The sequence below is a fragment of the Streptomyces sp. WZ-12 genome (assembly GCF_028898845.1).
Classification (GTDB): Bacteria; Actinomycetota; Actinomycetes; order Streptomycetales; family Streptomycetaceae; genus Streptomyces.
Genome location: NZ_CP118574.1, coordinates 2,204,579 through 2,218,186, shown reverse-complemented (window position 1 = coordinate 2,218,186; position 13,608 = coordinate 2,204,579). Strand labels below are relative to the sequence as shown.

2 protein-coding genes are annotated in these 13,608 nt (G+C 73.6%); one reads left to right on the top strand and one right to left on the bottom strand.

Features of this window, described 5'->3' with window-relative positions:
* Nucleotides 1–98: 98 nt before the first annotated feature.
* Entirely contained in the window at nucleotides 99–755 is a 657-nt protein-coding gene (locus PV796_RS09270) for a LuxR C-terminal-related transcriptional regulator (protein ID WP_274912461.1), read from the bottom strand.
* A 466-nt stretch (nucleotides 756–1,221) separates the two neighbouring features.
* Here PV796_RS09270 and PV796_RS09265 point away from each other — a divergent pair, with 466 nt between their 5' ends.
* Nucleotides 1,222–13,578, top strand: a complete 12,357-nt coding sequence (locus PV796_RS09265) for a type I polyketide synthase (protein WP_274912460.1) — start codon at nucleotides 1,222–1,224, stop codon at nucleotides 13,576–13,578.
* Nucleotides 13,579–13,608 lie beyond the last annotated feature (30 nt).

Below are 13,608 nucleotides of genomic sequence, written 5' to 3'. Positions count from 1 at the left end.
GAGCTCGGGGTTCGCGACCGGGTCTTGGTCAAGAGTCGGTGCATCGCGGGCAATTGAGACACGCGTCACACGTGGCGGATGCGCAGGGGATCGCGCGGTCACGTCCCGGGGGTGCGATTGAGGTACGCCAGCACCGCCAGCACCCGGCGGTTGTCGTCGTCGGAGGCGGCCAGGCCCAGCTTGTTGAAGACCCTCGTGGTGTGCTTGCTGACCGCGCCCTCGCTGACGTGAAGCCGGGCCGCGATGGCCGTGTTGGAGCGCCCCTCGGCCATGAGCTGGAGGACCTCGATCTCCCGGGCGGTCAGCGTCGCGAGCGACGTGGTGCCGGCGTTGCTGGTCAGCAACTTGCCGATGACTTCCGGGTCCAGGGCGGTGCCGCCCGCGGCGACCCGGTGCACCGCCTCGATGAACTGGGACTCGTTCAGCACCCGGTCCTTGAGCAGGTAGCCGACCCCGCCGGCCGAGTCCGACAGCAACTCCCGGGCGTACAACTGCTCCACGTGCTGGGAGAGCACCAGTACCGGCAGGCCGCGGTTCTCGCGCCGGGCGGACAGCGCGATGCGCAACCCCTCGTCGGTGTGGGACGGCGGCAGCCGCACATCGACCACGACGATGTCGGGGACGTGCCGCCGCAGTGCCTCCTCCAACTCCGGGCCGCTGCCGACCGAGGCGATGATCTCGAACCCGTGGGAACTGAGGAGGTTGCTGATCCCGTCTCTCAGTAGGAAGAGGTCCTCCGCGAGGACGACTCGCATTGCGGCTCCAAGGGCAGAACTCACTAGACGGGCGCGTCGGCGACTCGCAGTCTACCCACTGGCCCGCGGCCGTCCGGGCATGTGAAGGGCTGTTCACAACCGGGAGCGGCGCGCGCCTTTCCGCGCGCGCCGTTCGGAGGTGGGAGGTCTGAACCTACTTCCCCGTGGACCCGGTAGCGGCCCTTAGGGGGCGCCTCGAAGACGCCTGTTAGGGGTTGCTAGGGGTGGTAGCCCGACGCGGCCGCAGCGTAGCCTCCGAACGAAGATATGAATCGGCCGGATTCCGTTCGTCGCCGATTCAAGATGTCGGAATTTCCGCGTCACATTGCGAGGAAAAGGCGCGGTGTAGGCGTCCGGTCGCCCGGCGAGCAAGTCGCCGGAGCCGGCCACGGGCGATTCGTGCGCACGCCGGCATTCGTTGCCGTTCGGTGAGTGCGTGAACACACGGGGGTAACGGGGGCTTTGGATGTCTGACAGGCATGACGTGCCGGGCAACGGTGTGGCCGTCGTCGGGTTGGCGCATCGACTCCCACCGGGAGAAGGACCGGACGCCCTCCCCGGCGAGGAGGCCGGCGAACCGTGCGAACCCGCCCTGGTCGCGCTGACCAGAGAGGAGCTCGCCCCCCTCGCGCACCAGGTCACCGACGACACCGCGGTGTTCCTCTGCGGTGACGCCCGCGCTCAGGCCCACCTCCTGCCGTCGCTCCTCGGGGACCTCGCGCACCACCCGGCCGAACAGGACGAGGCTCCCTCCCTCGACCGCGCCGTACGCCACGCCTGCACCACGCTCCTCACCGGTACCGCAACGCGCGCCGTCATCGTCGGAATCTGGCCACCCCAACACCCGCAAGAATCGGGCGAATTCGGCACCCGCAACCACCCCGAGGCGGACACCGGCGCCGTCCTCGTCCTCAAGACCGAGGCCCGCGCTCGCGCCGACGGTGACCCCGTCCTGTGCCTCCTCCACGACGGCGCGCTCCCCGAGCCCACGGACCCCCACCACACCGAGGCGCCCCCGACGGACGGCACGCCGCCGCCCGAGGCCCGGGCGGCGGCGCTCGCCGAGACCGTCCGACGGCTGGACCGCGGCGCGCACGACAGGCCCCGCGCGGCCCGAGACGGCGGCCGCGGCACCCAGGACGGCGAGAACGGCGAGAGCGAGGTCACGGTCGCAGTGCAGCCCCACCGGTCCCACCAACCCGACGCCCCCCGCCCGCGCCCCGGCGCGGCCCGGCCCGCCGCCCCCCACGGCACCGCGTTCCTCTTCTCCGGCCAGGGCAGCCAACGCCACGCCATGGGACGCCAACTCCACCGCACCCAGCCGGCGTTCCGGCAGGCGTTCGACGAGGCGTGCAGCCACCTCGACCCCGGCCTCGAAACCCCGCTCGCCACCCTGCTCTTCGCCGACGCCGGTCACCCGCTCCTGCACCGCACCGACCACACCCAGGCCGCCCTCTTCGCCCTCGAAGTCGCCCTCTACCGGCTCGTCGAGGGCCGCGGACTGCGCCCCGACCACCTGATCGGCCACTCCATCGGCGAGTTGGCCGCCGCGCACGTGGCCGGCGTGCTCTCGCTCCAGGACGCCTGCGCCCTGGTGTCGGCCCGCGGCAGGCTCATGCAGGCCCTGCCCGAGGGCGGCGCGATGGTCGCCGTCCAGGCCACCGAGGACGAGGTCCGCGCCCAACTCGCCGACGCCGACGGCGCGCACCGCACCGTCGGCATCGCCGCCGTCAACGGCCCCTCCTCCGTGGTCCTCTCCGGCGCTGCGCAACCCGTCCGGGACCTCGCCGCACACTGGTCCCGGGCCGGCCGCAAGACCAGCCGACTGCGGGTCAGCCACGCCTTCCACTCACCGCACATGGACCCGATGCTGGCGGACTTCCGCCGCGTCGCCGAGGCCCTCACCTTCCACCCGCCGGGCATTCCCGTCGTCTCCAACGTCACCGGCGACCTCGCCCGCCCCGAGGACCTCATCACCCCCGACTACTGGGTCCAACACGTCCGCCGCCCCGTCCGCTTCCTCGACGGCATCCGCACCCTGCACGCCGCCGGCGTGCGCACCTTCCTCGAACTCGGCCCGGACGCCACCCTCACCCCCCTCGTCCGCGACTGCCTCCCCGACGACGCCCAGGCCACCGTCGTCCCCGCCCTGCGCCGCGACCGCGACGAACCGACCACCTTCGACGCCGCCCTGGCCCGCTGCCGCCGGCCGCACGACGACGCCGCGCCCCCCACGGACCCGCCGCGCACCGACGCCCGGCACCTGGCCGCCCTCACCACGCCCGAACAACACCGGACGCTCCTCGACCTCGTCCGCACCGAAGTGGCCCGCGCCCTCCAAACCGTGCCGGCCCAACAGATCGCCGACGACGGCCCGTTCACCGACCTCGGCGTCGGCTCGCTGACCGCCGTGGAGATCCGCGACGCGCTCACCGCCGCCACCGGCACCCGCCTGCCCAGCACCCTGCTCTTCGACCACCCCACCCCGCGCGCCCTCGCCCACCACCTCCACCGCGAACTCCTCGGCGCCACCGACCCGCACGCCGACCACGACCCGACCGGCGACCCCGCCGGCGACCCCGACGAACCCCTCGCCATCGTCGCGATGAGCTGCCGGCTGCCCGGCGGCGTCCACACCCCCGAAGACCTCTGGGAACTGGTCCGCACCGGCGGCGACGCCATCACCGGCTTCCCCGAGGACCGCGGCTGGGACACCACCCGGCTGTTCCACCCCGACCCCGAGCGCCCCGGCACCTCCCACACCCGGCACGGCGGATTCCTGCACGACGCCGCCGAGTTCGACCCCGGCCTCTTCGGCATCTCCCCCCGCGAGGCCCTCGCCATGGACCCCCAGCAGCGCCTGCTGCTGGAACTGAGCTGGGAGGCCCTGGAGCGCGCCGGCATCGACCCGACCTCCCTGCGCGGCAGCCGCACCGGCGTCTTCGCCGGCACCAACGGCCAGGACTACGGCACCCTGCTGCTCGGCGCCCCCGACGACCTGGAGGGCTACCGCGGCACCGGCAGCGCCGCGAGCGTGGTCTCCGGCCGCATCGCCTACACCTTCGGCCTCGAAGGCCCCGCGGTGACCGTGGACACCGCGTGCTCCTCCTCCCTGGTCGCGCTCCACCTGGCCGCCCAGTCGCTGCGCGCCGGCGACTGCGCGCTGGCACTGGTCGGCGGCGTCACGGTGATGGCCACCCCCGCGAAGTTCGTCGTCTTCTCCCGCCAGCGCGGGCTGGCCGCCGACGGCCGCTGCAAGTCGTTCGCCGAGGCCGCCGACGGCACCGGCTGGAGCGAGGGCGCCGGCGTCCTGCTGGTGGAGCGACTGGCCGACGCGCGCCGCCGCGGACACCCGGTCCTGGCCGTCGTCCGCGGCTCGGCGGTCAACCAGGACGGCGCCTCCAACGGCCTCACCGCCCCCAACGGGCCCGCCCAACAGCGCGTTATCCGGGCCGCGTTGGCCAATGCCCGGCTGACCGCCGCCGACGTCGACACCGTCGAGGCGCACGGCACCGGCACCCGCCTCGGCGACCCGATCGAGGCCCAGGCGCTGCTGGCCACCTACGGCCGGGACCGGCCGGCAGAACGGCCGCTCTGGCTGGGCTCGTTGAAGTCCAACCTCGGCCACACCCAGGCCGCCGCCGGCGTCGCCGGCGTGATCAAAATGGTGCTGGCCATGCACCACGGCCTGCTGCCGGGGACCCTGCACCTGGACCGGCCGACCCCGCACGTCGACTGGGAGACCGGCGCCGTCGAGCTGCTGACCGAGGCCCGGCCCTGGCCCGAGACCGGACGCAGCCGGCGCGCCGCGATCTCCTCGTTCGGGGTGAGCGGCACCAATGCGCACGTCGTGGTGGAACAGGCACCGCAGGAGGGCCGGTCTGCCGCGGACGGCGCCACGTCTCCCGCAGAACCCGTGACCGCTCCCGCCGCCCTGCCCTGGCTGGTGTCCGCCGCCACCCCGGCGGGGCTGCGGGACCAGGCCCGACGGCTACACGAACACCTCACCGCACACCCCCAACTCACCCCCGCCGACGTCGGGTTGTCGCTGGCCACCACCCGCGCCCAACTCGACCAGCGGGCGGCCGTCGTCGGCGCCGACCGGGACGCCCTCCTGGCCGGCCTGGCCGCGCTCGCCCGGGACGAACCCGCGGCGGGCGTGGTGCGCGCACCCTCGGCCCCCGCCGGCCGCGGCCGACTCGGCGTGCTCTTCACCGGCCAGGGCGCCCAACGCCTGGACATGGGGCGCGCCCTGCACGCCCGCTTCCCGGCCTTCGCCGACGCCTTCGACCGGGCCTGCGACCTCCTCGAACGGGCCCTGGGCGCACCGTTGCGCCCCGTGTTGTGGGGCACCGACCAGGACCTGCTGAACCAGACCGTGCACGCCCAGGCCGGCCTCTTCGCGGTCGAGGTCGCCCTGTTCCGCCTGCTGGAGTCGTTCAAGATCGCCCCGGACGCACTGATCGGCCATTCGATCGGCGAGTTGGCGGCGGCGCACGCGGCCGGGGTGCTGTCACTGGAGGACGCCTGCACGTTGGTCGCCGCCCGCGGCCGGCTGATGCAGGCCCTGCCCCAGGGCGGCGCGATGCTCGCCGTCCAGGCACGCGAGGAGGAGATCGCCGAACTGCTGGGCGGACCGGTGTCGTTGGCCGCGGTCAACGGCCCGGAGTCGGTGGTGGTCTCCGGCGACGCCGACGCCGTCGAGGTGGTACGGGAGTGGGCCCGGGCGCACGGCCGCAAGTCCAACCGGCTGCGCGTCTCGCACGCCTTCCACTCCCGCCACATGGACGGCATGCTCGACCAATTCGCCGCCGTGGCCGCACAGTTGACGTACCACGCCCCGCGGATTCCGGTGATCTCGACGCTGACCGGCGAGCTGGCCGGTGAGCGGGAGCTGTGCTCGCCCGCGTACTGGGTGCGCCAGGTCCGCGAGGCCGTACGGTTCGCCGACGCGGTCCGCACCGCCGCCGCACAGGGCGTCACCCGCTTCGTCGAGGTCGGCCCGGACAGCGTGCTCGCCGCCCTGGCCGACACCACCCTCGCCGGCAGCGAGCCGGCCGCCCTGTGTGCCGCCGCCCAACGCGCCGACCGCGACCCCGAACTCGCCCTGATCACCGCCCTGGCCCGGCTCCACACCCACGGCGCGGACGTGACCTGGGCCCCGCTGTTCCCCGGCGCCCGCCCGGTGGCACTGCCCACCTACGCCTTCCAACGCCAGCGCTACTGGCTCGACGCCCCGCCACCATCGCCCACGACGGCCCCCGCCGACACCGCCGACCACCACTTCTGGGACGCAGTGACCGGCGAGGACTGGGACACCCTCCGCACCGCCCTCGGCCTGGACGACGCCGCCTCGCTGTCGGCCGCCCACACCGCGCTCACCACCTGGCGCCGGGCCCAGGACACCCGGGCCACCCTCGACCGGTGGCGCTACCGCATCCGTTGGACACCCATCGCCGGACCCAACGACACCCAACTGAACGGGACTTGGCTGCTGGTCCAGCCGTCCACCGACGCGGTCGCCGACGCCGTCGCCGCCGCCCTCACCACCGCCGGCGCCCACGTCGTCCGAGTGCCCGTCGACGGCGTCCACGACCGCGCCGAACTCGGCTGCCTGCTCACCGCCGCCCTCGCCGCCGCCCACGAGCCGACCGCGGTGGTGACCACCCTCGCCACCGACCCCCGGCCGCACCCCCACCACCCGTCCCTGCCCCTGGGCACCGCCGGCCTCACCGCACTGCTCCAGGCCCTCACCGACCTGGACATCGACGCGCCCCTGTGGTCCCTCACCCAAGGCGCCGTGCACGCCACCTCCACCGACCGTCTCGACGCCCCCGTCCAGGCACTGGCCTGGGGACTGGGCACCGTGGCGGCGCTGGAACACCCACGGCAATGGGGCGGCACCATCGACCTCCCACCCGTACTGGACGAGCGCGCGGCGGAGCGACTGTGCGCCGTCCTCTCCGGACACACCGGCGAAGACCAAGTAGCCATCCGGGACATGGGCCTGCTCGCCCGCCGCCTGGTACGCACCCCCCGGGACGCCGCAACCCAGCCGCACCCCACCCGCCGAGACCTGTCCGGCACCACCCTCATCACCGGCGGCACCGGAGCACTGGGCGCCGACGTCGCCCGCCGACTGGCCCACGAGGGCGCCGCCCACCTCCTGCTCACCAGCCGGCGCGGCCCGGACGCCCCCGGCGCCCGCGAACTCCGGGCCGAACTGACCGCGCTCGGCGCGGACGTCACCCTCGTCGCCTGCGACGCCGCGGACCGCGCCGCCCTGGCCGCCCTGCTCGACACCGTGCCCGCGGACCGCCCGCTGCGCACCGTCGTCCACGCCGCCGGCACGCTCGCCGACGGCACCCTCCAGACCCTGACCCCCGAGCGGTTCGCGACGGTCCTCGACGCGAAGACCGCCGCCGCCCACCACCTCCACGAGCTCACCCGCCACCTCGACCTGGACGCCTTCGTCCTCTTCTCCTCCGACACCGGCACCCTCGGCAGCGCCGGCCAGGCCAACTACGCCGCCGCCAACGCCGGCCTCGACGCACTCGCCCAACACCGCCGCGCCCACGGACTCCCGGCCACCTCCCTCGCCTGGGGCCCCTGGGGCGCCCACGGCATGGCCGCCCGCGGCGCCGCCCACGACCGGCTGCGGCTGCGCGGACTGGGCGCCATGCCGCCCCCACTCGCCCTCGACGCCCTGTTCCAGGCACTGGACGACGACGAGACCCTGCTGACCATCGCCGACATCCAATGGGAGCGCTTCGCCGCCGCGTTCACCGCCGCCCGCCCCAGCCCCCTGCTGAGCGCCCTGCCCGAGGCGGCCCGGAACACCGCGGACACCACCCGGACCACCCCGGACGCCGACTCCCCGGCCAGCCGCCTCGCCGGCCTGCCCGCCGCGGAACGCCGACACGCCCTCACCGAGACGGTCCGCACCCACGCCGCCTCGGTCCTCGGCCACGCCGACCGCGACGCGGTATCGGCCAACCGCCCCTTCAAGGAGCTCGGTTGTGACTCCCTGACCGCCGTCGAGTTGGCCAACGCCCTCGGCGCGGCCACCGGCGTCCGCCTACCGGCCACCGCGGTCTTCGACTACCCCACCCCGCGCGCCCTCGCCGAACACCTCGCCACCACACTCTTCCCGGACACCCAGGCACCGGACGCCACCGCCCCCGCCACCGATGGCAGCCCCGCCGCCGACGAACCCGTGGCCATCATCGGCATGGCCTGCCGATTCCCCGGCGGCATCCGGACCACCGAAGAGTTCTGGACGTTCCTCACCGAGGGCCGGGACGCCATCGACGACTTCCCCGCCGACCGCGGCTGGGACGTCGACGCCCTCTACGACCCAGATCCCCACGCCCCCGGCAAGTCCTCCGTCCGCACCGGCGGATTCCTGCACGACGCCGCCGAGTTCGACCCCGCGTTCTTCGGCATCTCCCCCCGCGAGGCCACCGCGATGGACCCCCAACAGCGCCTCCTGCTGGAGACCTCCTGGGAGGCCATCGAACGCGCCGGCATCGACCCCACGTCCCTGCGCGGCAGCCGCACCGGCGTGTACGTGGGCATCAACACCCACGACTACGCCGAACTGCTCCTCGACGCCGGGGACGACCTGGAGAGCTTCCGCGGCACCGGCACCGCCTTCAGCGTGATGTCCGGCCGCGTCGCCTACACCCTCGGGCTGGAGGGCGCCGCGGTCTCGGTCGACACGGCCTGCTCGGCGTCGCTGGTCGCCCTGCATTCGGCGGCCCAGGCACTCCGCGCCGGCGAGTGCACGCTGGCCCTCACCGGTGGCGCGACCATCATGGCGACCCCGCGCCGCTTCGTGGAACTGTCCCGCCAGGGCGCCCTCTCCGGCGACGGCCGCTGCCGCGCCTTCGCCGACGGCGCCGACGGCACCGGCTTCGCCGAGGGCATCGGCATGCTCCTGGTGGAACGACTGTCGGACGCGCGCCGCAACGGTCACCGGGTGCTGGCGGTCATGCGTGGTTCGGCCGTCAACCAGGACGGCGCGTCGAACGGGCTGACCGCGCCGAACGGTCCGTCCCAACAGCGGGTGATCCGGCAGGCGTTGGCGAACGCCCGGCTGTCGCCGGGTGACGTGGATGTGGTCGAGGCGCATGGCACGGGTACCAAGTTGGGTGACCCCATCGAGGCGCAGGCGCTGCTGGCGACCTATGGTCAGGACCGGGACGCGGACCGTCCGTTGCTGCTGGGTTCGGTGAAGTCCAACATCGGTCACACGCAGGCGGCCGCGGGCGTGGCCGGCGTGATCAAGATGGTCGAGGCCATGCGCCACGGCGTCCTGCCGAAGACCCTGCACGTCGGCGCGCCCTCACCGCACGTGGACTGGTCAACGGGCGCGGTCGAGTTGGCCACGGAGAACCAGCCCTGGCCGGAGTCCGGCCGGGTGCGCCGCGCGGGCGTGTCGTCGTTCGGCATCAGCGGGACCAACGCCCATGTGATTCTGGAGCAGGCGCCGGCGCCGGTGGTGGAGTCTGTGGAGGTCGAGCCCGGTCGGTCGGGTGTGGGTGTGGGTCCGGTGGCGTGGGTGGTGTCGGGGAAGTCCGAGGCGGGGTTGCGGGCGCAGGCGTTGCGGTTGCGTGACTTCGTTGCGGAGCGCCCGGAGTTGGAGCCCGTGGATGTTGCCTTCTCGTTGGCGTCGTCGCGTGCGGTGTTGGAGCACCGGGCGGTGGTGGTGGGCGCGGATCGGGAGGCGTTGCTGGCGGGTGTGGGGTCGGTGGCGACTGGTGATCCTGCTGGGGGTGTGGTGACGGGGTCGGGCTTGGATGCTGGTTCGGGTGCGGTGTTGGTGTTCCCGGGTCAGGGTTCGCAGTGGGTGGGTATGGCGGCGGAGTTGTTGGATTCGTCGGAGGCGTTTGCGTCTCGTTGGGCGGAGTGTGAGCGGGCGTTGGCGTCGTTTGTGGAGTGGTCGTTGACGGAGGTGGCGCGGTCTGCCGATCCGGCGGTGTTGGAACGGGTCGATGTCGTCCAGCCGTTGTTGTGGGCGGTGATGGTGTGTCTGGCCGAGGTGTGGCGGGCCGCTGGTGTCGAACCCGCTGCGGTGATCGGTCACAGTCAGGGTGAGATCGCGGCCGCGGTTGTTGCCGGTGCGTTGTCGGTGGAAGACGGCGCCCGCGTCGTTGCCCTCCGTTCGCAGGCGATCACCGCTCTGTCGGGTGCTGGTGGCATGTTGTCCGTCCCTCTCCCCGCTGCCGAGGTGGAAGCGGTCCTGACCGGCTATGAGGGGTTGGGTGTTGCGGCGGTCAACGGGCCGTCGGTGACGGTGGTTTCGGGTGATGCGGCTGCCTTGGATGCGGTGCAGGCTGCCTGGGAGGCGGAGGGCGTCCGCGTGCGTCGCGTCCCGGTGGATTACGCCTCGCACTCACCGCACGTCGAGGCGCTCCGGGACCGCATCCTGGCGGACCTCACGCCCCTCACCCCTGCGGCATCGACGATCGGCTTCTTCTCGACACTGACCGGTGAACTGACCGACACTGCCGGCCTTGACGCCGGTTACTGGTACCGCAACCTCCGTCAGACCGTTCGTTTCGAGGACGCGGTCCGGGCCGCGGTCGCTGCCGGTCACACGGTGTTCATCGAGGCGTCTGCTCATCCCGTGCTGACTGTTGGTGTGGAGCAGACCCTCGATGCGGTCGATGCCACTGGAGCCGCCTTCGGTACGCTGCGCCGTGACCACGGTGACATGGCCCAACTCCTCACCGCCCTGGGCCAGGCACACCTCCATGGCTTGTCCGTTGCCTGGGATGAGGTCCTTGCTTCGTATCGCCCTCGGCGGGTTGAGCTTCCCACTTACGCCTTTCAGCGTCAGCGCTACTGGCCGAAGGCCGTGGTTCGGGTGTCTGGTGATGTGCAGGGGTTGGGTTTGGGTTCGGCCGGGCATCCGTTGTTGGGTGCGGCGGTGACGTTGGCGGATTCCGAACAGGTGGTGTTGACAGGCCGGTTGGCGCTCTCGACGCACCCGTGGCTCGCCGACCACGCCGTCATGGGGACCGTCGTACTGCCTGGGGCGGCCTTCTTGGAGTTGGCGGTCAGCGCCGGTGAGCAGGTCGGCCGTGGTGCGGTGGAGGAGCTGATCCTGGAGAAGCCGCTGCGGCTCGCCGCGTCCGGTGGGGTGCAGGTGCAGGTCAGCGTGCAGGCGCCGGATGAGGGCGGTAGGCGGTCGTTGGCGATCCATTCGCGGCGCGAGGCGGAGGCCGACGGTGTCTGGACCCGGCATGCGACGGGTGTCCTCGCGGAGGCGTCCGTCGCTCCGTCGCCGACCGGCCTGGACATCTGGCCGCCGTCGGGCGCGCGGCCCGTCGAGACCGACGGGTTCTACGAGCGTCTGCTCGGTATGGGGTACGAGTACGGGCCGGCCTTCCGCGGGGTCCGGGCCGCCTGGGAGCGCGACGAGGAGTTGTTCGTCGAGGTCCAACTGCCGGAGGAAATGCGTCCGTTGGCCGGGGAGTTCGGACTGCATCCGGCGCTGCTCGACTCGGCGTTGCAGAGCCTGCGCCTGGCGTCCTTCGCGGAGCAGCCCGCTCCCGGACACGTGCGGATGCCGTTCTCGTGGAGCGGCGTCAGTCTCCATGCCGCGGGTGCCGCGACGATGCGGGTGCGCATCGCGCCCGCCGAGTCCCCCGAGGCCGTGACGCTCACGCTGGCCGATGCCACGGGCGCGCCGCTGGCCACCGTCGATGCGCTGGTGTCCAAGTCGGTGTCCGCCGGCCAGATAGGGGAGGCGGGCGCGGGGGACGACCTGCTGTCGGTCGAGTGGGTGCCCGTGGCGGCGCAGCGCGGGTCCGGCGCCTTCGGCGGAGTCGGCGCGCCCGACGGGCCCGGGGCACCCGACTGGGCAGGACTGGGCAAGCTCCAGGGCCCCGGTGGTTGCCACGCGGGCCTGGCGGCGCTCGGTGCCGCCCTGGATGCGGAGGCCCCGGTCCCGGACGCCGTGGTCGTCGAACTGGCGGATGTCTGTGCCGCCGACGCGACCCCGCGAGCCCATGTGCGCGCGGTGTGGGAACTGGTCCGGGCCTGGCTCGCCGACGAACGGTTCGCCGCGTCCCGGCTGGTCGTGGTGACGCGGGGCGCCGTGGGCGCCACCGCGGCGGACCGGGTCGACGGACTGGCCCAGGCCGGTGCCTGGGGCCTGTTGCGGTCCGCCCGTTCGGAACACCCCGGGCGATTCGCGCTCGTGGACCTGGACGAGCCTGACGAGTTGGACGTCCCGGCGGCCTTCAGCGAGTCGCTGCCCGCGGCCCTGGCGGTCGTGGCGTCGGGCGAGCCGCAGGTCGCGGTGCGCGACGGGGTACCGCTCGTACCGCGGTTGGCGCGGGACGCGACACCGGCGCAGGCCAAGGCCGTACCGGCGCAGGCCAAGGCCGTCGCCGCCGGCGAGGGGCTCCTCAGCCCGTTCCCCTCGGGCGGCACGGTCCTCATCACCGGCGGCACGGGCACCCTCGGTCGGCTGGTCGCCAGGCATCTGGTGCTGCAGTACGGCGTGCGGGAGCTGCTGCTGACCAGCCGTCGTGGCCCGGAGGCCCCGGACGCCCAGGAACTGGCCGCGGAACTGGGTGAGTTGGGTGCACGCGCCGAGATACGCGCCTGCGATGCCGCGGACCGGGACGCCCTGGCGGAGGTGTTGGCCGGGATTCCCGAGGGCCGGCCGCTGCGGGCCGTCCTGCACGCCGCGGGCGTACTGGACGACGGCGTCATCGAGGCGCTCACCCCTGAGCGACTGGAGACGGTCCTCAGCCCCAAGGCCGATGCGGCGCTCAACCTGCACGAGCTGACCCAACACCACGACCTGACGGCGTTCGTGCTGTTCTCGTCCGCGGCCGGGGTGTTCGGCAATGCGGGGCAGGCAAGTTACGCGGCCGGCAACGCCTTCCTGGACGCGCTGGCCCAACACCGCCGGTCCCGGGGCCTGCCCGGCACCTCGCTCGCCTGGGGACTGTGGGCCGAGGCCAGCGGGATGACCGGCCACCTCGCCGCCGCCGACGACCAGCGGATGGCGCGCCGCGGTGCCCTGCCGATCAGCACCGAAGGCGCCCTCGCCTTCCTCGACGCCGCCCTGACCCGGACCACCACCGGAGCGCTCGCCCTACCGGTCCGCCTGGACCTCAACGCGCTGCGCGCCCACGCCACCGACGGCTCCGTGCCGGAGGTGCTCGGCGCCCTCGCCCGCGGCCTGGTCCGCCCCGCGGTCTCACGCGGCCGCGGCGCCCCAGGCACCGGCGACCCGGCCGGCACCCCGGGCGCCGCCGGCACCTCGTTGGCCGAGCGCCTGGCCGGACTGCCGGCCGAGGAAATCGACCGGCTGCTGCTGGACGTGGTCTGCGGACACGTCGCCACCGTCGTCGGCTACGCCACGCCGGACGCCGTGCAGCCCAACCGCCCCCTGAAGGACCTGGGCTTCGACTCCCTGATGGCCGTGGAACTGCGGAACCGGCTCAACGCCGCGACCGCCCTGCGCCTCCCCTCCACCCTGGTCTTCGACTACCCGACCCCCACCGCGATCGCCAAGCTGCTCCAATGCGAGCTGGTCACCGATCCGGCCGCCGCACCGGGCGCCGCCGCGACCCCGCTCGACGGTGAACTCGACCGCCTGGAAGCCGTGTTGGCCGCCAAGGGCGACGCCGACGACGGACGCCAGCGGATCGTCGCCAGGCTGGAAGCGATGCTGGCCAAGTGGCAGGACGTCGCCGACGCGGGCCTGGACGAGGACCCGGACGACGTCACCGACCGGCTCGACGCCGCCACCGACGAAGAGATCTTTGCGTTCATTGACACCGAGCTCGGGTCCTGACCCCGATCCAGACCCGGCGCGCGCCTGCGC

Bases quoted from the DNA above. Each gene is read 5' to 3' on its own strand.
- PV796_RS09265 (WP_274912460.1), top strand. From the start codon at position 1,222: ATGTCTGACAGGCATGACGTGCCGGGCAACGGTGTGGCCGTCGTCGGG.
- PV796_RS09270 (WP_274912461.1), bottom strand. From the start codon at position 755: ATGCGAGTCGTCCTCGCGGAGGACCTCTTCCTACTGAGAGACGGGATC.